This is a genomic window from Flavitalea flava (genome assembly GCF_054461575.1).
Map to the genome: position 1 here is coordinate 218,249 of NZ_JBTLQH010000002.1, position 14,194 is coordinate 232,442.

Consider the following 14,194-nt stretch of genomic DNA (forward strand, 5'->3'; position numbering starts at 1 on the left):
CTGCTACAGATCGGCTCTTTTAAAATATCTTTGCCTCATATAAAGTTTAATACCCATATGCACGCCGACTTGGATTTTCTTGCCCATGCTAAAAACAAGATCGAGGAAAAGCTCGGCTGGGGTAAGAGCGTCGAATGGGCAAACCAGGATTTCATCGCCTTAAGTAAAAAAATCCAGCAGGAAACCGGCGCTTCGGTTAGCCACATAACCCTTAAACGGATCTGGGGAAAGGTTAAATACGAAGGCCTGCCCCAAATGTATACGCTCAATACACTGGTGCAATTTATCGGCTATGAAAGCTGGCGGGAATTTAAGGTAAAAAATGCCGGCGATTACCAGCAGGGTGCCCTACTCCCGGAAATGCCGGCTGAAGGTATTGGGCCGGTTGAAAATCGTAAGGAGGCCAGGGGGAAATCCAGGATAGTAAAACAACTGATTTTTGTCTTTCTGCTGATTTGCCTGGCTGCAGCCGCCATGTGGTTAATTCCTTCCATAAAAAAGAAGATCCCCCCTGGTAATTACGCTTTCAGCAGCAAAAGAATCCTAACGGCCGGTATACCCAATTCCGTGGTTTTTAATTTTGATGCTACCAAGGCGCCATCCGATTCCGTGGTCCTTCAGCAATCCTGGGATAACAGGCTGCGGACCAAAATTTCCAAAGACCAGCATCAGCATACCCTGATCTATTATTACCCTGGTTTTTTTAACCCCAAATTGGTGGTCAATGACCAGATTGTTAAAGAGTTGGATCTTCTGATCCGGTCCGATGGATGGGTTACAGCCATGGCCGCTTCACCTGTGCCTGTCTATTTTAACAAAAAGGATGTAGTTTCCAACGGGAAAATGTCTTTACCCATCGAAAAAATCAAAGCGCAGAATGTCCCGCTGACGCCCCAGGCGCCCCTGCTGTCCTATTGTAATGTACCTGATCTGGGAGAAATATATACCGACGACTTTGTCTTTGAAACTTTTTTGAGAAATGACTACCGGGAAGGGTCATCCGTATGCCAAATGAGCAATATCTATCTGCTGTGTGAGGGTACCGCTGTCGGCATTCCGCTATGCGCCAAAGGATGCGAATCTGCCATCAATTTCTTTTTTACAGATTATAAGATCTCTGGAAAAGAAAAGGACCTGTCCGCTTTCGGCGTAGATTTTAACAACTTTGTCAAAGTGAGGGTCGAATCGGCCAACGGAAAGGCCAGCATATTTTTGAATGGCAAATTTGTGCTTCAGGCAGATCATATTACCCGATCAAAAATTATCGGGATAGATTTTGTATTCCAGGGAACCGGATCAGTGGACTATGTCAGATTATCGAATAAGAAAGTATCCTTTGATGATGAGTTCTGATTTTCAAGCTTATTTTTTTAGGCTGATTCTCTCAGGCTGATTACCGGGTTGGCTCTTGCCGTTTGGAAAGTCCGGTAAGAAATCGTAAGAAAAGTGATCAATACCGCCGATCCTACGGACAAGACAAATATCAACCAACCAACGGCCGATCTGTAAGCAAAATCCTGTAGCCACCGGTGCATTCCCCACCAGGCAAGCGGACAGGCAATAATGGCCGCAAGGATCACCAACTTCAGAAAATCTTTGGCGAGCAAAACAACCAACTGTCCAACAGTCGCTCCCAGCACTTTGCGTATCCCGATCTCTTTTATCCGTTGTTCCGCAGCATAGGTCGCGAGTCCGAACAAACCCAGGCAGGCTAAAAAAATGGCGAAAAAAGCAAAGGATAAAAAAAGTTTACCGGTTCGCCGATCGGATTGATATAACTTATTGAAATCATCATCCATAAAGGAATAAATAAAAGGCTGGCCGCCTGCCGTTCCCGTCGATTGGTAAAGCCCTTTGATCTTCGGTAGCAACCCTTGGATTTTATCCTGATTAATCTTAAAAGAAATAGCCCTTGTGTTTTCCGCCAGATGAAATACGATCGGTTCAATTTTATCGCGGGGAGTTCCTCCGTTAAAATCTTTGACCACTCCCACAATCGGGTATCTTACTACCTGATCAGGTCCGGTATAAATCGATTCATGAAGAGGATCCTTATATCCTAATATACGGGCAGCTGTCTCATTGATCAGCACACAGGAAGAATCTGTCGGCAAGGAAGGGGAAAAATTTCTTCCTTCAAGAATTTTCATCCCGAGCGTGGGAATATAGTCGGCATCTATTTTCCAGCTTCCCAGCAAATAGGTTTGATCCGCTACTGCCGAAGCATTCTTAAAATAACCCCTGGATCCATCATAAACCCGGCCAGGCAGAAATTCGGTCATCGTACCGCCTGTAATACCGGGTAATTTCTCTACTTCCTTCTTGAACAATCTGGCCTGCGGGCCAAGACCGCTTGTGTTCTTTATCGTAAGTACCTGATCCCGGTTAAAACCTAAGTCCTTGTTCCGGATATAATTAAGCTGGTTGTATATACCCAGTGTACAGATGATTAGAAAAATGGCCGTGGCAAACTGAAAAACAACCAGGCAATTTCGTAACCAATTGTTCGTAAATCCGGTAGCCAACCGCCCTTTTAATACGAGAACGGGTTGAAAAGCAGAAAGAAAGAAGGCCGGGTAAGTTCCAGCCAATAACCCAACCAACAAAGCAGCCGGTAATAAACCAAAGAGTATGCCCCTTTTACCCAGTACCATCAGGGTCATCTGTTTGCCGGAGAGTTGATTAAAATAAGGTAGCAGGACAAGGGCTATCAGTACGGCCAGCAACATGGCGGCAAAACTGGTCAGCAAGGACTCCGCCAGGAACCGGCAGATCAGGTCCCGACGTGAAGAACCCAGGATCTTCCTCACGCCCACCTCCCGGGAACGACCGACACTTCTGGCTGTAGACAGATTGACAAAATTGAAACAGGCGATCAGTAAGATCAGAACCGCGATGACCAGGAATATATAAACGCTTTGAAGACTCCCGTTGGATTCGAACTCTCCTTTAAAATTGGAATGTAAATGAATATCAGTCAGGGGCATGACATAAAATCTATAATAATCACCGTTCTTAGCCAGATCGGCCAGGCTGCTATGCATCTCGTTCTGTAATTGAGGCCCGACATATTTTATTACCGTCGCCGTCAGCATTTTATCCAGGTCCCTGGTAGTAATACCGGGTTTTGTCAGCAGGTAGGTTGAAGAGAAAAAATTTACCCATTGCAGCCCCCCCTTGAAAGTATATTCGGACATAGACCGTATAAAATGAAAATGGAAATGGGATTGAGCCGGCATTTCCCGGATGACCCCGGTGATCTTATAAATAGTGGAATCACCGGTTACCAGGATTTTACCAAGGACGTCCAGGCTATTGAAATACTTTTTAGCGATGTTCTCCGAAATTACCATAGAATATGGCTCCAGCAGGGCGGTATTCTGATCTCCCACGATCAGGGGTATCGTAAATACTTCGAAAAAAGAAGGATCGGTAAAGACCGCATTCGATTCCATTATTTTTTCACTGCCCGACCGAATAGTCAATTCGCCCACTCCCATGTACCGGATGCGAACAGCCTTTTCAATCTGCGGGTAATCCTTGGCTAAAGCAGGAGCCAGTGGTGATGGGCCGTAAATCGTAGTGAGGGAATTGCCATTGATATGTATATCGGATACTACCCGGAAGATCCTGCCGGCCTTTTCATTATAACGGTCATAACTGTATTCATCGGTGATGAATAAGGTGATCAACAGGCAAACAGCCAGTCCTAGTCCAAGGCCAAATATATTTATGCCTGTTGTGCTCCCTTCTTTCTTAAGATGCCGCAGGGCCGGTTTGATGTAGTTGCTGAACATGATATGGATCAGGATATAAAGCTTTAGTTTGTTTTGCAAAAGAAGACGCAGAAAGAAGATGTTTCCATATCAGGTTTAAACATTTTTTCCGAATATTGCTGAGGGGGAAGAGTTTACCGGGTTCAGGACATCAGATTTCCGGCAATTATTTTTCTATGAACACTATTTATCTTTTTGGCGGCCTTGGAACAGATGAAAGGGTTTTCAAGGATATTAACCTAAGTGGGTTCAGGACCGTGTTTATTCAATGGATACCTCCGTTGGCCGGTGAAAGTATTGAAAATTATTGCAGAAGGCTGAGTCAAAAGATCGACACCCCGGACCCTGTTTTAATCGGGCTTTCTTTTGGAGGAATGGTCGCTGTAGAGATATCGAAACTTATAGAGACCCAAAAGGTAATTCTGATTGCTTCGGCTAAAACGAAGTTCGAGATTCCATTTTATTACCGGATAGCCCGTTCCCTCCGGCTTCATAAATTAGTATCTGCTGCATTTTTAAAACAACCGACTTTCTTTAGTAACTGGTTTTTCGGAACCGCAGGCCGGGAAGATAAAAAAGTACTGGCCACTATTTTAAGAGATACTGATGCGGCTTTTTTGAAATGGGCCATCGATATTATTGTCGGCTGGAAAAACGTGACCATTCCCGGAAAGATTATCCATATTCATGGAACAAAGGACCTGGTATTACCCTATCGGTTTGTACGACCTGATATTACCATTGCTAAGGGCGGACATTTAATGACCTTGAATAAAGCGAGGGAGATAACAGAGGTTTTGAGAGGGTTACTGAAGGAATAACATGCATGAAACCTATAGCGTTATACATGATTTAGTAAAAACGAGGCGTCAATTCCCAGCTTTTGATGGGCAGCTTTCAGGAAGGCTATATCAGGCATTCTCTTGCCAGTAAGTATTTGTGACAACTTCGGTTCACTAAGCCCCATCAGCTTAGCTAATTCCTTTTGTTTTAGCTTTTTTTCATACATTTTAAGTTCAATCATTCCTTCAATGGTAGAAGGCGGAGGTATAGTATAAATACTTTTTTCGTAAGCTTGCGCAGAAAGGGCCATATTTCGTAATTTATCACTTTCGGCTTTTGATAAATTAGCTTCCCCTTTATTCATAATTGCGAGAATCTCGCTCATTGCTTTTTTATATTGAGCTTCTGTTTTTAATGTTTTCATGATTACCGTTTTTTATATTTAATCGTAGAGGCATCAATCTTATCGTATTCTGAATGAGTACCGACAAACAGGATATAAACTGTTCTGATGCCAAACGCAATTAATGCTATAAGTCTATAGTTATTACCTTTAATATTAAAAACATATCGATCATTACCGACCGCATCAACGGAATTAAACACAGTTCTCAACTCATTGAAATTAGCAAAATCAGCTTTTTCAATAATTGTATACCAGATATTTAAAGCATCCTTAATATCATAGTGTTTATCACTAAACTCTCTGATCGTCTTATAACTTATAACTACCATTGGCTTCGCTTTCGTTAAGCAAATGTAGTCATTTTATTTCATAAAATGAAATAAAATTTCAATTTATGAAATATCTTAATTGGATTGTTTAGAAAACCCTATTTCACCTCAAAATCAAAGGACTTCACCCCTGCTTTACCGTCTTCGGTAATTCCCTGAATGACGACACGGTATTTTCCGGGAAGATCGGAAGTGTAGAAACTGTAGTCCTTCTTCCCCTGGTTATCGGTATGAATGTCGGGGGACCAGAAAAGGAGATTGCGAAAATCGGGCACACGGCTGGCGGCATCCTGATCCGTCGCATATACCGGAGAATAAAATTCACGGGGCAATTGCAGCCCTTCATAATCGATAAGTAGCGAACGGGCATCCAGTTCGAGCCCTTCATAGTCTCCTTTATAGGTGGTAAAGCTCAATATACCGCTAAACGTCGATGGACCAAGGATGTACTGACGGGGTATCACTTCCAGCCTGTTTACTTTTAAGGGATCGTATGAAAAGATCTTATCGTCCATCACCTGGATCCCATCCAGCAGGACCAGGGTGTTATTATCTTCAAAAAATTGTTTCAATGGTTCATTCAGCATCAATACATGCAAGTGCCCATGCCATCTGTTCACATTGACCTCCCGTACATATTCGCGCAATACTTCTTCCATGGTCGTAAACCGGACATAATCGTCCAGTTTGTATGTATAATCAGGTTTACCATAAAACCGAAAACTATCTATTGCCGGAATTCTGTATTTCTTGAGACTGTCACCCGCATATACGTTTTGCACCTGCATACCAAGGCTATTCTCCTGCAATATATTATGTAATGTCTCCCGTAAACCGAACACAGGCAGGGTATCCTTGGTATATTGCTCAGAGAAGGGACTGAAAATTTCGATCTTATAGTTATTAACCTTTTCTGTATTGGTCTGTACGGCAATTCCGCCGGCCCCGTAAAAGTCTTTTATATCAAACACGAATTTACCTTTTTGATCCGTACGCGAGGTTCGAAACTGATATTGGATACCAGGAGTCGATAAAAAGACGATGACCCCTTTGGCAGGTTCACCCGTAGCAGAATTGGTAAGCCGTCCTGTAATCAACTGGCCCCGGTGTTCGGGCGGCGTCAATGATGACAAATTCGATGGGCTATGAAAAATATCTTCCCAACGAAATCTTCGCCATCCATGCGTCAACATCAAATTATCCAACATCTCCGTGGCCTGCTCTCCGTCACCGGACAGATAGGATTCCGCAGATTCGATCTTTCCCTTAAGATCGGAACCCAGCCATAAATAGGTAAAGATGTCTGTGCCTTCCGTGGATATCGATTGGAGGGAATCACACCGGTAAACGGCCATAGACAAACTGGCGGGAACAAACTGCCCGCCCTCTCCTTTCGCCGATAAAGACAGCTGCACTTTTTTCCGGGTGCCATATACCATGGTTTCGGTGCCAGCCTCGATGAACAAGTCTTTTTGCGGACGAACACCATATAAACGTTCACAAACAGGTTTGCCTGCACTGTTGAATAAAGTGATCTGATTCACCCCCTCTCCCAGCAAGGTTTTATCCACCAATACCAAGGCCGAGTCTCCCGTTAAAGCCGTTCTCCCGGCCAGATGAAGCACTCCTCCTGACCGTACGAAAAGAGAAACATCCCCGGAAGCGAGGTCATTGCTGGCATAAATATGTACTCCCAGTTGTGCATTTTCCATTTCCCGCACCTGCAGGGCAAAACCACTTCCATAGGCCGCCGGTATTTCCATTACCAACGACTTTCCATCGGGAAATAATACGATGGCTTTATAGGAATGCCCTGATTCAGGCTTAAAACTAAAATTCCCAATCCCGGAAAACAAAGGCTGGAATGTAGTCAGTGTATCCATTTTTTCATTCACCACCCAACCCCTTCCCACTGTTCCTTTTCCATAGGTATCGGTCATCTGAAAGGCTACCTTGGACCTGATCCCATTCACCAGATTACCTCCTTCGGGAAAAAAACCAATATGCCAGGAAGGTCGGATAGAATCCGATAGTAATTCAACCGGCAGATTCTTAAACGTATTGACAATGGTAACCATCTGTTCAAAAAAACAATCAACACCCTGGTTCTTCATCCAGTTTGTATAAGCCCTGAGTTTGTATTGCCCTGAATTTAGTGTAGGGGGCAAATAAAAAGAACCTTTACCCTCTCCCTTTTCCAATAAGACCTTTCCCTGCATGGCCGGTTTATCTCCGCTACCCAGCAGTTCCAGGTAAGCCACTGTGCTAAGATCCAAGGGTGTATGGATAAAGCCTTCCACGCAATAAATCTTGTACCACAAGATTTCGCCGGCCAGGTATAAAGGTTTGTCCACATGAACAAATATTTTTTCCTGCATCGCTCTGGCACGGTATTCCCTGAATGAAGCGGGCAATGCTCCCAACTGAACCTGATCCCCTTGTGCAAAAGAAGCTGGCATAGCGCTCATGGAAAACAACAGCAGGCAAAAACCCGAAAACAGGGAAGGACGTAATGACCGGGCCCTCCGAAAGATCTCGTGATAAATACAGAATAATATAAGTCTGATAAGTCTTTTGTTCATGTCGGTATGTTGGTCCGGTGGAATTTTGCCCCGGTAGTAAACTTTAATTTTGATCATGGCCAGTAATAGGGCCTTTTATTACTCCCTGTCAGGGTACAATCCACACAGGATCCATAGGCCATATTATAGCCTGGGGGTCTGAAGTTCATGTCAATCAGGTCATATCCGCTACTAATATAAAAGCCTACGCTATCCGATGGAACTACTCTGCTTTTGCAGTCCACCGTATAACCCCAGTTCGGAACATCGCCGGAAGAAATGAAGATCCTTTTGGTGGCAGCAGAACCGGCACTGATATATCCGATGACCAATTCGGCGGAATCCGTGAGGCAGTGCAAATTTCCTTTCGTGCCCGTTGGCATGATCCCGAATATGGATCCTATCTGCTCGGTATTCTTCAGCATTTCCTGCCACCAGGCGTAAGCATCCTGCGTCAGCGGGTATTGTTTAACCAGGAGACTGTATTTGACACTGATCTGCTGGGAACCTGCCGGTACCTTTAACAAAGGTTCCCGGTAGATCTCATCTTGGGCGAGCCGCGCCGACGACGCGATTATTATGTTGCTGGAAGAGAATGATTTCCAGCAATCGAATATAGTATTGGGATTCAGATTGACAATCTGCCCGTTCTGTATGGTTAAACTGGCAAAAAAGGTAGAATTAAATTCCCAGGTCTCTTCATAACTCCATCGGTAATAACGGGTGGCATTTTGCGGATCATGTGTATTAGCATAGATCTGCACACCGTCATTACCCCGGATCCAGTTAACGCTGTCGATGGGCGGCGAATTCCGAATGTCCACATAATCGGAAACATATTCTTTTTGAGCGGAAGTACGGATATGAAGCCGGTATTGAACTCCGGTTTGCAAAGGAAGATAAGGGATCTGGTAATTACCGTTACCGGTCTGATATAAGGGAAATGAGGTATTGTCCTTTCCCTCCACCTGCACATCCGCATTGTTTTCAGGGGTTACATAGGAAGTATCACTCAGTTGAAAGGTGTGACTGAGTCTGATATTGGTCGTATCGGTTCCTCCCTGGATAAATCCTTCCACGACAAGATAGGACCTGTCGGTGGAGACGGCAGGTGGCGCATAGGATTGTTTGCAACCGGTCGAAAGGCGGCCCAGGCTTATGGAAACAAGCAGGAGAATGACAAATATGCTGACACCTGTTTTTTTCATCAGAACCTGATATTATAGTTTACAAAAGGAATGGCGCTTCCAAAAATGGATAGTTTATATCCGTTCACTCCGCCATTTTCGGAGATAAAATACACGTTGTATGGATTCTTCCTTCCTGTCAGATTATAGACACCGATCGTCCAGGAATTATGGGTAAACTGATGTACTTTATGATTGCCGTCGATATTCATGGAAAAGTCAGTGCGGAAATAATCCGGTATCCGGTATTGATTCCTGTCGGAATACAAAACCCGTTGCGAACCTCCGTAATAATACCGGGCAATGGGCAGGGTAATGGGACGTCCGGTATAATACAGCATATTCAGAGACAGGCTGAACCGGTGATTGATCTTTAAATTGCCCACCATGGTAACGTCATTGGGTATGTCAAAATCAGCCGGGTAATATTCTCCCCGGTTCACTTTTTCACCTGCATTCGGATCCGTTGTACGCAGTAAGGTCCGGGACCAGGTATAACTTATCCAGCCATTCAGTTTGCCGGCCGATTTTTTAACCATCAATTCTACTCCGTATGCCTTACCTCCGGAGTTCAATACATCGGTTTCGATGTGATGGTTCAGGATCAGGGTGGCACCGGACCGGTAGTCCAGATAGTTCTTCAATCTTTTATAATATACTTCTATCGAGGTTTCGATGGTATTCGACTTCAGGTTCTTGTAGAATCCCAGGGAGACCTGATCCCCCAACTGGGGTTTGATGTTAGGATCGCTCAGTTTCCAGATATCCGTCGGTGCCATTGCCGTCGTGTTGGATAAGACATGGGTGTATTGCCGCAGCGAGTTATAACCCGCCTTTACGGAAAAACTGGTGGTTAAGGCATAACGCATGGACAGGCGGTATTCCGGCCCCTTGTAGGTATTAATAACCTTTCCGCTGGCATAGTCCCTGGTATCCACCAGGTTCGAACCGGTGACCGGTAATCCGGGTGCATAAATATTCACGGAATGAGGTCCCAGGTAATTATACAGGGAATAACGCAGGCCGGCCACGATGGATAATTTAGGGCTTACCGTAAAACGGTCCGACAGGTATACAGCGCTTTCCAGGGCCTGCTCGGCAGGAACCACATCGGGAACGACCAGCGATTGCCCTTTATCGGGTTGATAAGACCCCGGATGAAGGGTATACCGTATAGCACTAAGGCCAAAATCCAGCGTATGTTTGGAATGGAGATACCAGACGAAGTCGGCCTTGCCGTTCGCCTGACTGATATCGAAAGCCAGCCGGTAGGCATTCACCGGGTTGGCATCGCTGCCGATATTGTACCGGTATTTGTCGAATCCTACCGTATAAACACTGTTCAGCTTATTGCTGAATATATGTTTCCATTTCACCGAGATGTTCTGGTTACCGTATTTATAGGTGGTATCGTTATTCAGATTGAACTTGTCGTTGCTGAGGTAACCGGTAAAATACAAATTATTTTTCCGGTTGATCTCGTGACTGATGGACAGATTAAGATCGTTAAATGACCCGCGGCTATGTTTGTACTCATCGGGAAGCAGGTTCAATAACCAATTCGCATAGGTCGTCCGTCCCCCCAGGATAAAAGAGGTCTTATCTTTTGCCAATGGCCCTTCAAGAGTGAGCCGGCTCGTTAGAAAACCAACACCTGCCGTTCCGTGAAATTCTTTTTTATTCCCTTCCCGGCTGGTAATGTCCAGCACAGACGAAACCCGCCCTCCGAATTTTGCGGGGATACTGCTCTTGTATAATTCGATATCCTTCACTACATCCGGATTGAACGCAGAGAACATCCCGAAAAAATGAGAAGGATTATAGATCGTGGCATCATTGAAGAGGATCAGGTTCTGGTCTGCTGCCCCTCCCCGGACGTTCAGCCCCGTACTGGCCTCCCCGACTGTCTTCACTCCAGGCAGCGTCAGCACTACCCGGAGAATATCCGCCTCGCCCATAACGGAAGGTACCTGTTTGATGGTCTGTATGCTGAGTTTTTCAACGCCCAACTGGACCCTGTTGATATTTGCCGTCTTCTGGGAAGACACGACCACTTCTCGTAACGTAATAACCTGTTCCCGCAGATCCATATCCAGTTTCCCATCAGAATACAGCATTACCTGAAATTTGGTATCCCTCATCCCGATGGCCTGTACCGTTAAATTATGATGGCCTCTGGGTAGGGTCAGGGAAAAATAACCATATTGGTCGGACAACCTCGTCATCACCGGCCCATCTGCCGTAATGGCCGCTCCTGCCACGGGTTCTCCGGTACGTGTATTGCGGACGTAGCCGTTGACAATGGCATTGCCGGAAGCAAGGGTATTGGTCCTGATCCCTATATCGTACAATTTGTTCTCTATAATGGTAGACTGTCTTCCTTTTTTATCCGCACCGAAACTAACCTGTGTCCCCCTTGCCAGGGCGCTGTCCCTGGCGGCAAGGCCCTTTCCGAAAAAGCCTTCCGGCAATTCGGCCTGGATGATCCAACCTTTGCTGAGAAAAACATGCCCATTGCCGTCGATGGCAAAATGATAGGTAGTATTCCGGAAAAGACTTTCCAAAACTGCATCCAGCGGCTGCTCCTGCACGTTGACCGTAATCAGTAAACTATCGAATTGTGCGGGATCATAATAAAAACGGAGCCCGGTCTGGCCTTCGATCACCCGTACAAATTCGCCGATCTTTAACTGCTGGAAACGGCCGCTGATGAGGGGTGATTTTTTTTGCTGGGCTGCAGCAGTATAACCACATGAAATGAAGATCATCCCAAAAAGGAAAGGTATTAACGTATTCACCGGGAAGGATAAGGTTCTCATTTTATTGGAAGGTTCTCATGTTACTTGGATAATTGGTTATAATAACCGGTAATGGATACGATAGCATTCTCCCGGTCCTTTCTGAACTTTATCTTGTTTGCCCGGATGAATTGTTTCACCTCCTTTTTTTTGTCGGCCATTAAGGCCAGCAAACTGCGTTGATTGCTGATTTCGGTGGTGACACTATCCTTTACCACATAAAAATAATCTTTGGGGACGATGGTATGGATAAGCGTCATCCCTTCTATCGATTCTTCGATCTTTTTCGTTCTTTTGGCCTTAAGGGTAAGCCTGCCCTGGCTCATCAGGTCAATATATCCGGATCCCGTATTTATAAAATGATGGCCCATCAGAAAAAATTCGCGGACATTCCGGTTAATCAGGCCGATCAGATAACCGCCTTCATTCAACAGTATCGGCTGGTCCAGTACCAGATCATACATCAGGGGCATATCCCTGTACTGAATTCCTTCGTAGATAATGGTACCCTCCACCAGGCTGTCGATCTGAAAATAGGCATGACCGCGTGTCGCGGGGTCGTAGGAGATATTGGCAATGCCATTATAGACAGAAGATTGCTCTCCCAGAAAGTTATGATAGATAGTTAGTGCGTATTCCTTTGCCTGTTGAACAGTACTGTCCTGACTTCGGAAGCCCTGGCTTTGGACGGAGAAGGAAAACAAAAGACTGCAGAAAGTCAGGATAAGACAGGTTTTGGTCGGGAATGGCATGAAATCCTATTAAATGATCACTAAAATAAGGAATTAATGATCATCTAATACGATTAAAGAGAATTTTAATACCCTGCCATTCCTCAGCAGATATTATTATTATTTGGATTCTACCTACCGCGTGTCCGGTCGAGTTCGATGAGTGCCGATATATAATCATAGATCGCTTCCAGGTAATTGGACTGCGCGGTTGTCAAAGCCAGCTCCGCATCGGTCAATTCCAGGCGGGAAGCAACTCCATTAGCATAACGATATTGTGTTATATCATAACTAAGACTGGCAGCCTCCTTGACGGTGATCCGGGTTTGTATACGGGACGCGGCTTCCAGGGTATTGGCCACCGATTGTCTCACGTAGGCGCGTAGTTGTTCACCGGCATTGTCCAGCCGGGTACCCGATTGCTGACGGGTCAGCTTTGCCTGCCGGATCCGGGCCTGGTTACTGAATCCGGTAAAAATCGGAACGGCTACCTGCGCGCCCACATAGGGAGTGGAAGGATAAGCTGCATCGAAATAATTGAACCTCCCTGCCTGCGTCTGAACCTGGTATTGCCCCACCAGGGAAACGGAGGGTTTGCGGGCAGCGGCAGCCAGAAGGATCTGCTGATCGTCGATCCCGGTCTGGATAGCCAGTGCCTGAAGATCAGGTCTGTTCTTTACTGCTTCTGCATAGACCTCATCTTCGGAAGGAATGGGCACTTCGCGGGAAAGAACCAGGGAATCACTTAATAATATTTCCTGTGTAGAGTCAAACCCGATCAAGGTCTTCAATTGCAGGCGTCCAACTTCGATGCTGTAGGAAAGTTTCAGCAAATCCGGCTCCAGATTTTTTACAGAAGTAAACGCTCTTAAGGTATCTACCCGAAGCGCCCTACCCTGGGCCAGCAGGGATTTTGCATCATTAAGGGCTTTTTGGTTCCGGTTGAGGCTTTCCCGCTGCAGACGGATGCGCTCGCCCAGCACCAGTACCTGCAAATAAGTCTGCCTGACCTCAGCTTCCACTGCCGATCGTTTATCACGCAGCAGCGCGCGTTCCTGCTGTTCTGCTTTTTCAGAACGCCTCAGCGTAGGCCGGGCAACAGGATTGAACAGGGATTGGGTGACCCAAAAGGATGCAGTGAATTGATCCTTCCCTCCGAATCGTCCGTATGGCACTTTATCTCCGTTGCTTCCTGCGCCATTACTGCCTAAACCGAAAAAAGGAGGTAATAAAAAATAATGACTGACCTGCCCGGTGAGCCCTGCAGCCGGAAGGCTAAGGCTCTGGGCCACTGTCTTTTCCAGTTCCGAACGCGTCACGCTCAGACCGGCGATCTGAATGTCCCTGTTATGGGCCATTGCCAGCGACAGGGCTTCCTCCAGGGATAATCGTGCCGTTCCGGTGCCGGACGCAGAAAGTGCGGTCGCGGATTTTGATCCTTCCCTTGTGAAGGTTGCTCCTCCCTTTGTTGAATTTGCTCCGTCATTTTGAATGCCCGGTGTCTGAGCATTGGCAAAATAGGAAACCAAACACATAGCCAGGAAAAAAAGGATCGTATATATAAATGGTTTGGTGATGTTAATGTTCATGATCTTCAATTAAAATAGGTGATAAAGGGTAAGG

Annotated in this window: 10 protein-coding genes; 2 read left to right on the top strand and 8 right to left on the bottom strand. The window is 45.7% G+C overall.

The window, feature by feature from the left end:
- Positions 1-57: 57 nt before the first annotated feature.
- Positions 58-1,353, top strand: a complete 1,296-nt coding sequence (locus ACX0G9_RS03435; RefSeq protein ID WP_459063449.1) for a hypothetical protein — start codon at positions 58-60, stop codon at positions 1,351-1,353.
- Between the two features lie 17 nt (positions 1,354-1,370).
- Here ACX0G9_RS03435 and ACX0G9_RS03440 read toward each other — a convergent pair whose 3' ends face one another.
- Positions 1,371-3,797 (bottom strand): ABC transporter permease, encoded by a 2,427-nt coding sequence (locus ACX0G9_RS03440; protein WP_459063450.1) that lies wholly within the window; start codon positions 3,795-3,797, stop codon positions 1,371-1,373.
- Between the two features lie 155 nt (positions 3,798-3,952).
- Between ACX0G9_RS03440 and ACX0G9_RS03445 the strand changes: the two genes are divergently transcribed.
- Positions 3,953-4,597 (top strand): alpha/beta fold hydrolase, encoded by a 645-nt coding sequence (locus ACX0G9_RS03445; RefSeq protein ID WP_459063451.1) that lies wholly within the window; start codon positions 3,953-3,955, stop codon positions 4,595-4,597.
- A gap of 20 nt (positions 4,598-4,617) precedes the next feature.
- On the opposite strand, the gene ACX0G9_RS03450 is transcribed toward ACX0G9_RS03445, so the two are convergent.
- The 7 genes from ACX0G9_RS03450 to ACX0G9_RS03480 form a co-directional block, all read right to left on the bottom strand.
- Positions 4,618-4,983: a helix-turn-helix domain-containing protein gene (locus ACX0G9_RS03450; RefSeq protein ID WP_459063452.1), complete on the bottom strand. Its 366-nt coding sequence runs from the start codon at positions 4,981-4,983 to the stop codon at positions 4,618-4,620.
- Positions 4,984-4,985: 2 nt separating this feature from the next.
- Complete coding sequence (locus tag ACX0G9_RS03455; RefSeq protein ID WP_459063453.1) at positions 4,986-5,294, bottom strand: type II toxin-antitoxin system HigB family toxin; 309 nt, start codon at positions 5,292-5,294, stop codon at positions 4,986-4,988.
- 98 nt (positions 5,295-5,392) lie between these two features.
- On the bottom strand, positions 5,393-7,876 hold the full coding sequence (locus ACX0G9_RS03460; protein ID WP_459063454.1) for a hypothetical protein: 2,484 nt from the start codon (positions 7,874-7,876) through the stop codon (positions 5,393-5,395).
- A 53-nt stretch (positions 7,877-7,929) separates the two neighbouring features.
- Positions 7,930-9,063 carry a DUF4249 domain-containing protein gene (locus ACX0G9_RS03465; protein ID WP_459063455.1) on the bottom strand — a complete coding sequence of 378 codons (1,134 nt, stop codon included), beginning with the start codon at positions 9,061-9,063 and terminating at the stop codon, positions 7,930-7,932.
- Positions 9,063-11,861 carry a TonB-dependent receptor gene (locus tag ACX0G9_RS03470; protein WP_459063456.1) on the bottom strand — a complete coding sequence of 933 codons (2,799 nt, stop codon included), beginning with the start codon at positions 11,859-11,861 and terminating at the stop codon, positions 9,063-9,065. The genes ACX0G9_RS03465 and ACX0G9_RS03470 overlap by 1 nt, the downstream gene beginning before the upstream one ends.
- Positions 11,862-11,881: 20 nt before the next feature.
- A complete protein-coding gene (locus ACX0G9_RS03475) occupies positions 11,882-12,592 on the bottom strand; it encodes a hypothetical protein (protein WP_459063457.1) in 711 nt (236 codons plus the stop codon).
- Between the two features lie 110 nt (positions 12,593-12,702).
- Complete coding sequence (locus ACX0G9_RS03480) at positions 12,703-14,160, bottom strand: TolC family protein (protein ID WP_459063458.1); 1,458 nt, start codon at positions 14,158-14,160, stop codon at positions 12,703-12,705.
- Between the last annotated feature and the right edge of the window lie 34 nt (positions 14,161-14,194).